The 13,252-nt window shown below is 53.4% G+C and carries 15 protein-coding genes; 1 reads left to right on the forward strand and 14 read right to left on the reverse strand.

Annotated elements, in window-relative coordinates; translation table 11 throughout:
- Positions 1–84: 84 nt before the first annotated feature.
- From hemW to GW579_RS11445, 6 genes are all read right to left on the reverse strand, one after another.
- Positions 85–1,221, reverse strand: a complete 1,137-nt coding sequence (gene hemW / locus GW579_RS11420; RefSeq protein ID WP_165059143.1) for a radical SAM family heme chaperone HemW — start codon at positions 1,219–1,221, stop codon at positions 85–87.
- The gene (locus tag GW579_RS11425) at positions 1,214–1,822 is read right to left on the reverse strand and encodes an XTP/dITP diphosphatase (RefSeq protein ID WP_152327735.1); all 609 of its coding nucleotides are present in this window, start codon (positions 1,820–1,822) and stop codon (positions 1,214–1,216) included. Before GW579_RS11425 ends, hemW begins: the two co-directional genes overlap by 8 nt.
- A 33-nt stretch (positions 1,823–1,855) precedes the next feature.
- The gene (yggU, locus tag GW579_RS11430; RefSeq protein ID WP_152327736.1) at positions 1,856–2,161 is read right to left on the reverse strand and encodes a DUF167 family protein YggU; all 306 of its coding nucleotides are present in this window, start codon (positions 2,159–2,161) and stop codon (positions 1,856–1,858) included.
- On the reverse strand, positions 2,146–2,700 hold the full coding sequence (locus tag GW579_RS11435) for a YggT family protein (RefSeq protein ID WP_104923215.1): 555 nt from the start codon (positions 2,698–2,700) through the stop codon (positions 2,146–2,148). The genes yggU and GW579_RS11435 overlap by 16 nt, the downstream gene beginning before the upstream one ends.
- Before the next feature lie 21 nt (positions 2,701–2,721).
- Complete coding sequence (gene proC / locus GW579_RS11440) at positions 2,722–3,543, reverse strand: pyrroline-5-carboxylate reductase (RefSeq protein ID WP_152327737.1); 822 nt, start codon at positions 3,541–3,543, stop codon at positions 2,722–2,724.
- Positions 3,544–3,621: 78 nt separating this feature from the next.
- Entirely contained in the window at positions 3,622–4,341 is a 720-nt protein-coding gene (locus GW579_RS11445) for a YggS family pyridoxal phosphate-dependent enzyme (RefSeq protein WP_165059145.1), read from the reverse strand.
- Positions 4,342–4,363: 22 nt separating this feature from the next.
- On the opposite strand from GW579_RS11445, the gene GW579_RS11450 reads away from it, so the two are divergent.
- On the forward strand, positions 4,364–5,386 hold the full coding sequence (locus tag GW579_RS11450; protein ID WP_165059147.1) for a type IV pilus twitching motility protein PilT: 1,023 nt from the start codon (positions 4,364–4,366) through the stop codon (positions 5,384–5,386).
- On the opposite strand, the gene ruvX is transcribed toward GW579_RS11450, so the two are convergent.
- The 8 genes from ruvX to metK form a co-directional block, all read right to left on the reverse strand.
- Positions 5,377–5,805: a Holliday junction resolvase RuvX gene (gene ruvX / locus GW579_RS11455; protein WP_152327740.1), complete on the reverse strand. Its 429-nt coding sequence runs from the start codon at positions 5,803–5,805 to the stop codon at positions 5,377–5,379. The genes GW579_RS11450 and ruvX overlap by 10 nt on opposite strands.
- A complete protein-coding gene (locus tag GW579_RS11460) occupies positions 5,805–6,368 on the reverse strand; it encodes a YqgE/AlgH family protein (RefSeq protein WP_152327741.1) in 564 nt (187 codons plus the stop codon). Before GW579_RS11460 ends, ruvX begins: the two co-directional genes overlap by 1 nt.
- 126 nt (positions 6,369–6,494) lie before the next feature.
- Positions 6,495–7,445, reverse strand: coding sequence for a glutathione synthase (gene gshB / locus GW579_RS11465; protein WP_152327742.1), 951 nt, complete (start codon positions 7,443–7,445; stop codon positions 6,495–6,497).
- Positions 7,446–7,456: 11 nt separating this feature from the next.
- Entirely contained in the window at positions 7,457–8,188 is a 732-nt protein-coding gene (rsmE, locus tag GW579_RS11470; protein WP_165059149.1) for a 16S rRNA (uracil(1498)-N(3))-methyltransferase, read from the reverse strand.
- Positions 8,189–8,288: 100 nt separating this feature from the next.
- Positions 8,289–9,002, reverse strand: coding sequence for a deoxyribonuclease I (endA, locus tag GW579_RS11475; protein ID WP_165059151.1), 714 nt, complete (start codon positions 9,000–9,002; stop codon positions 8,289–8,291).
- A gap of 93 nt (positions 9,003–9,095) precedes the next feature.
- Positions 9,096–9,617 carry a SprT family zinc-dependent metalloprotease gene (locus GW579_RS11480; RefSeq protein ID WP_152327745.1) on the reverse strand — a complete coding sequence of 174 codons (522 nt, stop codon included), beginning with the start codon at positions 9,615–9,617 and terminating at the stop codon, positions 9,096–9,098.
- A 75-nt stretch (positions 9,618–9,692) separates the two neighbouring features.
- Positions 9,693–11,087, reverse strand: a complete 1,395-nt coding sequence (locus GW579_RS11485) for a sugar porter family MFS transporter (RefSeq protein WP_152327746.1) — start codon at positions 11,085–11,087, stop codon at positions 9,693–9,695.
- A gap of 414 nt (positions 11,088–11,501) precedes the next feature.
- Positions 11,502–12,656: a methionine adenosyltransferase gene (metK, locus tag GW579_RS11490; protein ID WP_152327747.1), complete on the reverse strand. Its 1,155-nt coding sequence runs from the start codon at positions 12,654–12,656 to the stop codon at positions 11,502–11,504.
- Positions 12,657–13,252 lie beyond the last annotated feature (596 nt).

The raw sequence follows: 13,252 nt of genomic DNA on the forward strand, positions 1-13,252 counted from the left end.
CACACATCAATTTCAGCGTTAACATAGGCCAGTACTGAGCACTTAACCAACCGCCCCTCGGGGCGGTTTCTTATTTTCTAATCCTTACTCACCCAAAAACAGCTCCAGCAGCGAATTCAGGAACAGTTTACCTTTGCGGGTGATCTGCCAGTGAGTGCCGGTTTCCACCAGATATTCTTTGGCGATGGCTTCATCTAACTGCGTGCGGATCACCGATTCATCCAGCCCGGTATACAACCCAAACTCTTCGCGTGGTGCGGCTTCGAGCAGACGGAAACGGTTCATGAAGAATTCAAACGGCAAATCTTCTGTTTCCACAGGATGCTGTTTGTCCATGTAACGTCCCTGCATATAACCACGCGGATGCTTGGTTTTGACCGTGCGCAGGATTTGCCCGTCGGGCTGTGTCAGCTTGCCGTGCGCACCGCAACCGATGCCGAGATAATCCCCGAAGCGCCAGTAATTGAGATTATGCTGGCACTGATAGCCGGGTTTAGCATAGGCAGACGTTTCATATTGCTGATAACCGGCGGCCGTCAGCAGCCGATCGCCTTGCTCAAAGATATCCCACAGCGCGTCGTCATCCGGCAACGTTGGCGGACGTGAGGCGTACATCGTATTAGGCTCGATGGTCAGCTGATACCACGATAAATGCGGCGGATTCAGTGCGATGGCCTGACGCAAATCGTCCAGCGCTTCTTCGAGTGTCTGATCCGGTAAACCGTGCATCAGATCCAGATTAAAACTGCGCAAATTCAGGCCGGTCGCCAGATGGGCGGCGCGTTTTGCTTCTTCCGGCCCGTGAATGCGCCCCAGACGCTCCAGTTTTTGCGCATCGAAACTTTGCACACCAATTGAAATGCGGTTCACACCGGCGCGCTGATAGCCGCTGAAGCGGTCTGCTTCGACGGTACCCGGATTGGCTTCCATGGTGATTTCCGCACTGGCATCGAGAGGCAAACGCGCACGTACGCCGTCGAGCAGGTTTTGCATCGCTTCGCTGCTCAGCAGGCTTGGGGTTCCGCCGCCGATAAAAATTGTCCCTACGCTTCGGCCTGCGGCCAGATGCAAATCAGCATCCAAATCGGCCAGCAGATGCGCGACATAGTCGTCGTGCGGCACTTCACCCTTTAACGCATGCGAGTTGAAATCGCAGTAAGGGCATTTTTGCACGCACCACGGAATATGAATGTAGAGACTCAGCGGCGGCAACTTACGCATTCTTCTGTACAGCCTCTTTCATCGCTGCCAGCAGCAGTTTCAGCGCCTGACCACGGTGCGATACCGCACTTTTTTCTTCACGCGTCAGCTCTGCGGCTGTTTTGCCCAGTTCCGGAACGAAGAAAATGGGGTCGTAACCAAAACCGCCTTCACCGGCTTCTGCAAAGGCAATTTCACCCGGCCAGCTGCCGTGGCACACCAGCGGCGTCGGGTCTTCTGCGTGGCGCATGTAAACCAGAACGCAATGAAATTGTGCATTGCGCTGGCCCTGCGGCACGTCTTTCAACGCAACGAGCAGTTTGTCGAGATTTTGCTGATCGCTGGCATCAACACCTGCGTAACGTGCGGAATAAATCCCCGGCGCGCCACCCAGAAAATCGACGGCCAGGCCGGAGTCATCGGCCACAGCCGGTAAACCGGTTTCTGCCGCCGCGTGACGGGCTTTGAGAATGGCGTTCTCAATGAACGTCAGGCCGGTTTCTTCAGCGGATTCAACGCCGAGTTCGGTTTGTGCGACAACGTCCAGCCCGAAATCGGCCAGAAGGTGTGCGAGTTCACGGACTTTACCGGCGTTGCCGGTAGCCAATACGACTTTTTGCATAAAATAACGTCCTGAAGACCATCTGAAATGAGTTTATTCAGCGAGCAGTACCGCGACCTCGGTCGGGATATTTTGCGGATTCGTAATGCGGACTTGTTTATGGCGGCCCAGCTCGCCCTTTTCAATGCTTATCTGACTTTTGGCGACTTTAAACTGTTTGGCGAGAAATTTCACCAGATGCGTGTTGGCCTGACCGTCCACTGGTGGCGCGGTGATGGCGACTTTGAATTCATCGCCATGCAAACCGACCAGGCTGTCGCGGCTGGCTTTGGGCTGAATAATCAACCGCAAAACCAGCGCATCGGACTGCCAGCTCACCGGATTTACGGCAACTGCCATAATGTTCCGATGTAATTTAAGTTCGCGAAGAAATTATCGAGAATATAAAGAATAATCACGATAATCATGCCTGAAAAATCGATGCCACCCAGCGCGGGTAAGATGCGGCGAATTGGCCCCATCAGCGGTTCAGTTAACTGCATCAGCAGATAATCCATCGGGCCACGACCCTGCGTCACCCAGCTCAGCAGGGAGCGGATAATCACAACCCAGAAAATCAGCGAGCCTGCGGTTTTGATTAACGAAACCAGACCCGCCAGCAAATTCACCAGGCTCAGTGAAATCCCGCCGCTGATAATCAGCTCCATCAGCGGGTATTTGAGCGTCAGCAGCAGGAACGCAATCAGCAATGACGCGCTGTCAATCGGCCCCAGCGGCGGGATCACCCGGCGAAGCGGACGGATAACCGGCTGTGTGACTTTTACGACAAACTGGGATAACGGATTATAAAAATCTGTACGCGCCCACTGCATCCAGATGCGGAGCAGTAAAATCATTGCGTAAGTATTAATTACCATGACTAACAAATTGGTCAGCATAAATTGCCTTATCTAAGTATGTTAAAACTGTTTTTCCATTTCCTGTGCGCGGGTAATGGCGGCCTGCATGGCTTCGGAGACAATCTCCGGTAATTTACGATCGGTGAAAACTTTCAGTGCTTCAAACGTCGTGCCACCTTTGGACGTCACATTCTCACGAAGTTGTGACAATGGCGTATCCGGGCTGGCGGCGACCAGCGCAGTCGCCCCGCTTGCAGCCTGTTCCACCAGCATCCGTGCCGCTTCTGCACTAAAGCCCAGACGCTGTGCTTCAGCCTGCATCGCTTCCATAAACAGGAAGAAATACGCCGGCGCACTGCCCGCAGCAGCAATAATATGATTGATGCCTTCTTCGGTATCGACCCAGCACACTTTGCCGACGGCGGTCATCAGCTCGCCGCTGTAATCGCGGTCAGCTTGTGAAACCTGTTCTGGCGCGAACAAACCGCTCATGCCTTTTCCGACCAGAGACGGCGTGTTAGGCATAATACGCACAATGTTCAGATTATCGCCCAGCAGCTCGCAGAAACGCGCCACGCTGACGCCTGCGGCAATCGACAGTACCAGCTTGCCGCTAAAATCCACGTCTTTTTGCAGTGCTTTACATACATCGGCCATCATTTGTGGTTTTACAGAAAGTACCACCACATCAGCGTCTTTTGCGCAGCCATTGTTATCGCTGCTGCTTTTAACGCCATATTTTTCAGCCAGCGCGTCGCGGTGCGTGGTGGAAGGGGCACAAACGCTGACCAGATTTGCCGGATAGCCGCTTTCGACCAGACCCGCAATAATCGCGCCTGCCATGTTACCGGCGCCGATAAAACAGAGTTTACGATGTTGCATTGGTGCTCCTTGCTGTCAGAACAGGGGATAAGTAAGTCATTTATTGATGATTTAAAACAGTTTACTGCATCGCAGCGGTTACTGTTTGGCGCTGTAATCGCGGGCACCAAAAATCGCCGTCCCGATACGCACCATGGTGCTGCCTGCCGCAATGGCTGCCGGCATATCGTCGGTCATGCCCATTGAAAGCGTATCCGCTTGCGGGCAAATGACCTGCAATGCCTTCAGTGCGTCGCGCATCTGGCTGAAAACGTCCAGCTGGCGTGCGTAATCGGTTTCTGCCGCCGGAATTGCCATCAGACCGCGCAGATTCAGATTAGGCATCGCCATGATTTGCGCCGCCAGCTCCGCAACGTCTTCCAGCGCAATACCGGATTTACTGGCTTCATCGCTGATATTCACCTGAATCAAAACCTGTAATGGCGCAAGATCAGCCGGACGTTGTTCATTGAGGCGCTGGGCGATTTTCAGACGGTCAATCGTATGGCACCAGTCGAAATTCTCGGCCACCAGGCGGCTTTTGTTTGATTGCAATGGTCCGATGAAATGCCAGGTGAGCGCAGGCTGATGCCCGGCAAAGTGGGCAATTTTATCCACGCCTTCCTGCACGTAGTTTTCACCGAAGGCAAACTGCCCGGCGGCGATAGCTTCTTCGACAGCGCTCGCAGGTTTCGTTTTGCTGACTGCAAGCAAAGTAACTTCTTCTGAAGACCTGCCGCAAAGCCGTGCAGCGGCTGCGATTTTCTCGCGGACATTCTGTAAGTTCTGCTCAATAGCGTTTTGCTGACTCAGGCTCATAAGGACTCGGGAGGATTTCAACATGGATATTGATGGATTAGTGGGGCGTAGTGTAAAGCAAAATGCCTCTGATCTGCACCTTTGTACCGGCTATCCGCCAATGTTACGCATTGATGGCGAATTATGCCGCTGCGAGGATCTGCCGGTTGTGAAGGCGTCGGTGATGCAGGCACTCAGCCAGCAGTGGCTGGATACCGCGCAGCTTGACTGTCTGCATCAGGCCGGACAGGTGGATAAAGCGCTGACGCTCGGGGCGGGCGTGCGGATGCGGCTCAACATTTTTCAGCAATGGCACGGGCTTTCCGCGGCGCTGAGACCCATTCCGGCGCATTGTCCGGATTTGGCCACGCTTCACGCGCCTGACGTTTTGCAGCGGCTGATTATGAAAGAAGATGGCTTGATTCTGGTTACCGGCGCGACCGGCAGCGGGAAATCCACCACGCTGGCAGCGCTGATTGACCATCTCAACCGGCATACGGCGCGGCACATCATTACGCTTGAGGATCCCATTGAACTGATTCACACCAGCCAGCGTTGCCTGATCCAGCAGCGTGAGCTGGGGCAGCATACGCGCTCTTTTTCTGAGGCCGTGCGCGGTGCCCTGCGTGAGGATCCGGATGTGTTGCTGCTGGGGGAACTGCGCGACACCGAAAGTATCCGGCTGGCGCTGACCGCGGCAGAAACCGGGCATCTGGTACTGGCAACCTTGCATACGCGCAATGCCACGCAGGCGATTGACCGGCTGGTCGATGTTTTTCCCGCAGAAGAAAAGGCGTTTGTCCGGGCACAGCTGGCAGGCAGTTTGCGGGCGGTGATTGCCCAAAAGCTGGCGGTAACGAAAGCGACGGAGGAACAGCAGGGCGGAAGGGTGGGATTGTTTGAAGTGCTGACATCAACGCCGGGTGTGTGCAATCTGATCCGCGAGGGGAAAACGCATCAGCTCGCCGATGTACTGCAAACCGGCGCACAGGCCGGAATGCAGACATTTGCGCAGAGCCGCCAGCAGCGGCAAAGCGCCGGGTTACTGGCTGCGGATCAGGACTGACTCCATTGTTTCTCGAACCAGCTTTCCAGAATGATGACCGCCGAAGCCGCGTCCACGCTGCCTTTATCCAGTGCGCGAAAGCCGCCACGGTCAAACAAATCCGCGCGTGCTTCAACGGTGCTCAGACGTTCGTCATGCAGCTCCACCTGAACGCCAAAACGGCCATGCAGACGGTTGGCAAACTTGCGTGCACGCGCCGTAAGCGGCTGTTCTGTACCGTCCATGTTCAGCGGCAGACCAACCACGACCAGATCAGGAAGCCATTCTTTCAGCAGCTTTTCGATCTTCAGCCAGTCCGGCGTGCCGTCCTGCGCTTTAAACGACGTCAGCGGGCGCGCCGTGCCAGTGACTTCCTGGCCGATCGCAAGGCCGATGCTTTTGGTGCCGAAATCGAAGGCGAAGACTGTGCGGTTACCCATTATGCGTGCCCTGCGTGGGTGGCAAGCTGGCTGACATCCACGCCGATCATTTTCGCGGCTTCACGCCAGCGGTCTGCAATCGGTGTGTGGAAGAGAATGTCGCTGCTCGCTTCAATGGTCAGCCATGAATTTTCCAGCAATTCCTGCTCCAGCTGCCCCTGTTCCCAGGCCGCATACCCGAGCGCTACCAGCACATTTTTCGGCTGGTCAGGCGTGCCCAATGTTTCAAGAACGTCTTTGGACGTAGTGATCATGGTGCAGTCTGAAATCCGGATACTGGACCCAAAACCTTCACGCGGCGTATGCAAAATAAAACCACGATCGTCTGCCAGAGGGCCGCCGGAAAAGACCGGGCGGTCGAGGCGGATTGCCGGATCGCGTGGCTCAGGGCTGATATCGAGTTTATCGAGCACATTTTCGACGGTGAAATCTTCGACCAGTTTATTAATCACCAGACCCATTGCGCCGTCTTCATTATGTTCGCAGATATACACGACCGAACGTTTGAACTGGGGTTCGTCCAGTCCGGGCATCGCAATAAGAAAGTGATGTTGTAGATTCATGGTATGTAGGATGTTTAACCTCAAAATAGAAACAAAATCAGACAAGCCAGTTTATTACGGCAGCGTCATCAAAAAAAGCGGGCTATCCGGCAGTGCGGATAACCCGTTAATGACGATATTGCGTGATTAGCGTGCAGCCAGACGCTTTTCGATAGCGTCCATCAGCATACCGGTGATGGAAATCGGGAATGCGGCTTCGATTTCACGCGCACAGGTCGGGCTGGTAACGTTAATTTCGGTCAGGCGATCGCCGATGATATCCAGACCGACAAAAATCAGGCCTTTTTGCTTGAGGATTGGTGCAACGGTGCGGGCAATTGCCCAGTCGCTTTCGCTCAGCGGACGTGCTTCACCGCGGCCACCGGCAGCCAGATTGCCACGGGTTTCACCTTGTGCAGGAATACGCGCCAGGCAGTAAGGCACTGGTTCGCCGTCGACAACCAGAACGCGTTTGTCACCGTCTTTAATGGCAGGCAGATAGTTTTGCGCCATGCAGAAACGGCTGCCGTGCTCGGTCAGTGTTTCGATGACAACGGAAACGTTCGCGTCTTCCGGTTTCAGGCGGAAGATTGATGCGCCGCCCATACCGTCGAGCGGTTTGAGGATCACATCGGTATGTTCTTTATGGAACGCTTTCAGCTGCGCCGCGTTGCGTGTTACCAGCGTGTCCGGCGTCAGTTCCGGGAACCAGGCGGTGAAAAGCTTTTCGTTACAGTCGCGCAGGCTCTGCGGTTTGTTGACGATCAGCGTGCCTTTTTCTTCGGCGCGTTCAAGGATGTAAGTGGCATAAATAAATTCGGTATCAAACGGCGGATCTTTACGCATCAGGATCACGTCGAGCTCCTGCAGGGCGATATCCTGTTCGGTGCCGAATTCATACCAGCCGTCGTAATCCTGCTTTACGCTGAGCTTTTTGGTGGTCGCACGGCCTTCGCCGCCGCGCAGATACAGGGAATTCATTTCCATGTAATGCAGCTCGTAGCCACGACTCTGCGCTTCGAGCAACATTGCGAAACTGGTGTCTTTTTTGATGTTGATGGAAGAAATCGGGTCCATCACGATGCCAAGCTTGATCATTTGGTCTCCTCTTAACCCAGATCGCCGAAACGAACCTGTAAGGCCGTTATCGCGGTGAGTGCTGTAGTTTCTGTACGCAGAACACGGGGTCCCAGCAGGATATCAGTAAATCCGTAACCGGAGGTCATTGCAATTTCGTCGGCGGATAAACCGCCTTCCGGGCCGATCAGCAGGCGAACATGATTCACCGGCAGCGGCAGGGTATTGATGCTGTGACTGGCGCGCGGATGCAGGTTCAGCTTCAGGCTGTCGTCCTGCTCGGCGCACCAGGCTTCAAGCTGCATGACCGGACGAATTTCCGGAATGCGGTTTCGGCCACACTGTTCACAGGCGGCAATGGCAATTTTCTGCCACTGCTGCAATTTCTTATCCAGACGCTCACCGTCCAGTTTCACGCCACAGCGTTCGGAAAACAGCGGCGTAATGGTATTCACGCCCAGCTCAATGGATTTCTGGATGGTGAATTCCATCTTCTCGCCGCGCGAAATCACCTGGCCGAGATGCAGATTCAGCGGGGATTCATTGTCTGACAGCACGCCTTCTTCCAGGCTGACGCGCACGTTCTTCTTATCCACCTGCGTAATGCTGGCGTCGAAGATCTGATTACTGCCGTCAAATAACTGAATGGCCTGACCAGGCTGCATGCGCAGAACGCGCCCGACGTGATTCGCGGCATCTTCACTGAGCGCAATTTCGCTGTGCGCGTTTAACGGTTCAGGGTGATAAATGCGAGGTATGCGCATGTGAGGCTGCTGTCCTTAAAGTCTTGAGAGGGGTTATTTTGGCGACATTAGTCCGCATTGTCGCGAACTAATGTGCTCTGATGATGAGTTTAATACTAAGTTAGCTTTTTCTTTGCGCGCAAGCCTGCTGAACGTACGGATTGTGATTTCCCTGCACATTCGCAATGCGGTTATCGCGTTCGCATTCCCAGGCGGTGACCGGATACTGGCGATCCCAGGCAGTAAACAGCTGAGTTTGCTGACGGGACAGGTTCAGTTTGTACTGGTCGCGCATGTAGAAATAGGTGCGTGCGATAGCACCACGGGCGCGGGCAGGTGGCTCGGCGGCCTTGGCCTTGAAGTCGACTTTCATTTCGCAGCGTCCATACTGGCCTTCCCCGCCGTTCCACTGGCTGTACATGAAGTTGTTGCGATCGCCGTTCACTTCGCCAATTGCGGGCTGAAGGTTGTGCAAATCCGTTTCTATCTGGCGATAATCCGCGTTTTTCGCACAATTTTTGCGACCGCCATCCTGCCAGCACTGCATCTGATGGCCGAACTGCCAGGCAGGAACCACATGCTCCCACTCAATCCGGCTGGCGCGCTGTTCACTTTTACGTACCTGATAGCCACAGGACTGCAGATTCGGCGTGCCTTTTTTCCCCTGCCAGCTGATGGTACAACCGCAATAAAATGTAGGCGCACCCTGGTTAATTTTCACTGCCGCCGCTTTGGCCTGAGTGAAATTATTAATGGCGTTGCCAGACTGGCTGAAAGCGCTCAGCGGTGCCAGAGCACCGATAAACAGAAAGGATAAAAGTGTTTTACGAAACATGTTTCCGAATAGCCCGAGTGTAAAAGGTCGCAAGGGTAACGGATGCGAAGCGGTGTGACAATCAGACAATATGGCTATTTAGTGATTGAAAAATCAGCAGTTAGCGGTGCCTTTAGCGTTAAAACGTAACAACTCACCGCAATGCCGGCAGCGATATTCTGACTCTTTACGCATCACTTTATTGTGGCGTCGGACAGTCAGCTGGTGATCACGGCAGGCGCATAAATATGGGTAGGTTTTGCTTTGCACCGAGGCGACTTCGAACTTGTGCGTCCGGCTGGCGGAAACACCCAGCACATGTTCCATCATCCAGCGCCACTCTTTGCCATGCGGCGCCGGTGCGCGTCCAAACCGCCGGTAAACCAGCAAATGCGCCAGCTCGTGCGGAACCACTTCATCAATAAAAGGCTGCTGGTTTTCCATCAGCAAGACAGGGTTAAGACGGATTTGCCAGTGCTGGAGGTACGCGCTGCCCGCGCTGGTACCGCGTTGCTGATATGTGATTTCCGGCTCCGCGTAATCGGTGCCAAAAAACTGATTTGCCATCTGGAGTTTTTCCCGCAAGCAGCGCATGACGGCTTGTTGCAGGGCGATGGGAAGGCGTGAGGTTTTCATCAGGCGAAGGATAAATCTGCGGGAAGCGAGATGCAATATTGAATTCCTCCCCTTTGCAGGGGAGGAATGGCGGGCTTACTTACCGATGTCGCGCAGCGCTTCACCTTTCATCAGGTTGCGTTCGATGTGTTCCAGAGAGACGTTTTTGGTCTCAGGGATTAACGCAATGGTGATGAAGATGAACACAACGTTCAGCGCCGCGTAAACCCAGAAGGTGTTGGCGTTGCCGAGGCTGTCGAGCATGGTCAGGAAGGTCGCGCCCACGATCATGTTGGCAATCCAGTTGGTCGCGGTTGAAACGGTGATACCGAAATCACGGCCTTTCAGCGGCTGAATTTCAGAACACAGAACCCAAATCAGCGGACCGGCACTCATCGCAAAACCTACGATGAACATCAGCAGCATCGCGATAGAGAAGTATTTCGCGGCATCTGATACAACGCCAATATGCAGCATTGTCCCGAGCACGCCCATACCGACGGCCATAACCAGGAAGCCCAGTTTCAGGGTAGGTTTACGGCCCCAGCGGTCAACCAGACCGATGGCGATAAAGGTCGCCAGAACGTTAACCAGACCGACAATGACCGTGCCCCACATTTGTTGAGACGTGCTGGCAAAACCGGCAATGCCGAAGATTTTCGGTGCGTAATACATGATGACGTTCATGCCGGTGAACTGTTGCATGACCTGCAACAGGATGCCGAGGTAAACCGCACGACGGAAGTTTTTGTTGTTAGTGAACAGACCCCAGCCGCTTTGTTTTACTTTCAGGCTTTCACGGATTTCATCCAGCTCACGTTTCGCCTGTTCGCTGGAATCACGCAGTTTTTCCAGAACACGGCGGGCTTTGCCATCGTCACCGCGTGCGGCCAGCCAGCGCGGACTGTCCGGCAGGAAAAATACGCCAATCAGCAGCAACACGGCAGGGATGGTGATAACGCCCAGCATCCAGCGCCATGCGCCGGTGTAGCTGAATGCGGTATCAGACAGGTACGCCGCCAGAATACCGATGGTGATCATCAGCTGGTACATGGAAATCATGCTGCCACGGATTTTTTCCGGTGCAATTTCTGACAGGTAGATTGGCGCAGTGTAAGACGCGACGCCGACCGCCAGACCCAGCAGGACGCGGGCAATAATCAGAATTTCTGTGTTTGGCGCGAAGGCTGAACACAGGGAACCGGCAACGAACAGGATCGCGCCAATCATCAGGCTGTACTTACGGCCAATGCGGAAGTTCATCCAGCCACTGCCGACAGCACCGACGGCGGCACCAAACATCATGGAGCTGACCACCCATTCCTGCTGGTGGCTGGTGATTTGAAAATCATGGCTGATAAACGGAAGGGCACCAGCGATGACGCCGATATCTAAGCCGAACAACAGTCCGGCCAGCGCAGCGAGAAAACACACAAAGAAAGTGACGCTTTTGTTCGAGCGTTTTCCTTTGGTCGAAGTTGAGTTGTTCATCCGGTCTCCAAAATAATGCAATCGTTTTGAGTTTGTAATAATGCTTAGGTTGTTATGTTATTTACCCTGTACACAGCTTAACGTGAACCCGGTCACAGTGTTGTAATCGTTTACACTTATAGGTGTCATCGGGAATGTTGTTCGGTAAGGGTTTCAATGAGATATGCAGCAGGGAAGGGGCTTTCATGCAGAGTAATAGCCCATAAATTGATTTATATCAATCAAAATTATGTGACACATTTTTAATCATCTAAATAATCTATTAATTTATAACAAGTTATTATCTGTAACCGTTTTCACATGTCTTTAAAAATCAGATTCCATCCCTATTCATTCCGCGCTAGTCCCCTAAAAACAGGCAATAAAAAACCCCGCCGCAAGGACAGGGTTTCAGTGCAGAACAGTCTGAAAAACTTATTTCAGGCCGGCAGCTTCGCGCAGCTGAGCCGCTTTGTCGGTTTTTTCCCATGGGAAATGTTCGCGACCAAAGTGACCGTATGCAGCGGTTTCTTTGTAGATCGGGTGCAGCAGATCCATCATCTGAATCAGGCCGTATGGACGCAGGTCGAAGAACTCGCGCACAAGCAGGGTCAGCTGTTCGTTAGAAACTTTACCCGTACCGAAGGTTTCCACCATGATGGAAGTCGGTTCAGCCACGCCAATGGCGTAAGACACCTGGATTTCACAACGATCAGCCAGACCGGCTGCCACGATGTTTTTCGCCACATAACGTGCAGCGTAAGCAGCAGAGCGGTCAACTTTCGATGGATCTTTACCTGAGAATGCACCGCCGCCGTGACGGGCCATGCCGCCGTAGGTATCAACGATGATTTTACGTCCGGTCAGACCGCAGTCACCCATCGGGCCACCGATAACGAAACGGCCAGTCGGGTTGATGTGGTATTTGGTGCTGGCGTTCAGCCATTCTGCTGGCAGTACAGGTTTGATGATTTCTTCCATCACCGCTTCCTGCAAATCTTTCAGCGCAATGTCTTCAGCGTGCTGAGTGGACAGCACAACGGCATCGATGCCAACGATTTTGCCTTCGTCATACTGGAAAGTGACCTGGCTTTTCGCATCAGGACGCAGCCATGGCAGGGTGCCTGATTTACGTACTTCAGCCTGACGCTGCACCAGACGGTGTGCGTAAGTGATCGGAGCTGGCATCAGAACGCTGGTTTCGTTGGTAGCGTAACCAAACATCAGACCCTGGTCGCCCGCGCCTTGTTCCAGCGGGTCAGTGCGGTCAACGCCCTGATTGATGTCCGGAGATTGCTTACCAATAGCGCTCAGTACGGCACAAGAGTTGGCATCGAAACCCATGTCAGAATGGATATAGCCAATTTCGCGAACGGTCTGACGCGTGATTTCTTCAACGTCGACCCATGCGCTGGTGGTGATTTCACCGCCAACCAGGACCATGCCGGTTTTGACATAAGTTTCACATGCAACACGTGCTTTCGGGTCTTGCTCTAAAATTGCGTCCAGTACGGCGTCAGAAATCTGGTCTGCAATTTTATCTGGATGTCCTTCTGAAACAGATTCGGACGTGAAGAGGTGTTTAGCCATTATGTTCTTTACCTTACATACGACGGGTTAGATATCACTGCATAGCACCGGGGAGACGGGCAGATGAGGAGCACAGCTCGTCATTGTCACAATGCGTCCTGCATGTCCCCATTAGGCAAAGCCTTAAAGCAGTTTGCGCATTAATCCCTAAAATTGCTACGGACGGATTAACATCTGGACGGCTATTTTAGGATAGCACCTGTGTTGAAAGCCAGTCATTTTTGTGGCGAACATGGCGTTATTGTGCGGGTTTGCAGTGATATTCACGCATAGAAACAATCCTGATGTCATTTTCATTTTGCAATTTCAGCAGGTTGCCGGTATAAACGGCGCGCGCTGTACACATTTATAGAGACTGTAGATCCCAGCGTATTCCAGTGATTACTGTTTTCTCAGCTCGAATGCCCGCGGGTGATGCGTGGCACGTGTGGAGGTGGTTAGGTTAATGACCCACTTTTTACCGGTTGTTACATTTCAACAGCATCCCCTGCAGCCTTTAATGCGCCTTGCAGCACTTCTTTCAGCGGACCTTCTTTCAGAGAAATGTCTGCCCTCTCTGCGATGTTACAGACAGCCTGACTACAGACAGGTCAGTC

This window comes from Rahnella contaminans, from assembly GCF_011065485.1.
Classification (GTDB): domain Bacteria; phylum Pseudomonadota; class Gammaproteobacteria; order Enterobacterales; family Enterobacteriaceae; genus Rahnella; species Rahnella contaminans.